The sequence below is a fragment of the Bradyrhizobium sp. NBAIM14 genome (assembly GCF_020193895.1).
Classification (GTDB): Bacteria; Pseudomonadota; Alphaproteobacteria; order Rhizobiales; family Xanthobacteraceae; genus Bradyrhizobium; species Bradyrhizobium yuanmingense.
This window is the reverse complement of record NZ_JADYVQ010000103.1, coordinates 1-414: the sequence shown is the minus strand read 5'-3', so window position 1 is coordinate 414 and position 414 is coordinate 1. Positions and strand designations below refer to the sequence as shown.

Below are 414 nucleotides of genomic sequence, written 5' to 3'. Positions count from 1 at the left end.
CATTCATCGGCGCGTTCGCCGGTGCCACACTGTTCGTCGTATCCGCCAAGGATCTGTCGCTCTGGAAGCGGCTGATCTACTTGGCCATCAGCGTGGTGGCCGGCTACATGGGCGGCACGGAGGTCATGCGCCGCTTCGATGTGGCGTCCAGTGGTCTGGCCGCGTTCCTGTGCGCGGCCACCATCATTACCCTCACCCTGGCCTTGATCGAGCGCAGCCGCAGCGCCGATCCGAGCCGTCTGCCGCGCGGAGGCTCCGATGGCTGAGCTGCTGACCACCGCCACGCTGCTGTGCTGCGTGGCCATCTGCGTGCGCCTGCTGACCTACCGGCCGGCACCCAACGCCAACCATCGGCACGGCATCGCTTGGTGCGCCTGGCTGCTGATTGTCAGCACCGGCGGGCAGGCCCTGCAG

Annotated in this window: 2 protein-coding genes; both read left to right on the top strand. The window is 67.6% G+C overall.

Going from position 1 to position 414, the window contains the following annotated elements:
- Positions 1–266 (top strand): putative holin (locus tag I6F28_RS37205; protein ID WP_225143969.1); only part of this gene is annotated, 266 nt, incomplete at its 5' end.
- Positions 259–414, top strand: a 156-nt coding sequence (locus I6F28_RS38025; RefSeq protein ID WP_225143972.1) for a phage holin family protein, incomplete at its 3' end; no start/stop codon positions are given. The genes I6F28_RS37205 and I6F28_RS38025, both read left to right, overlap by 8 nt.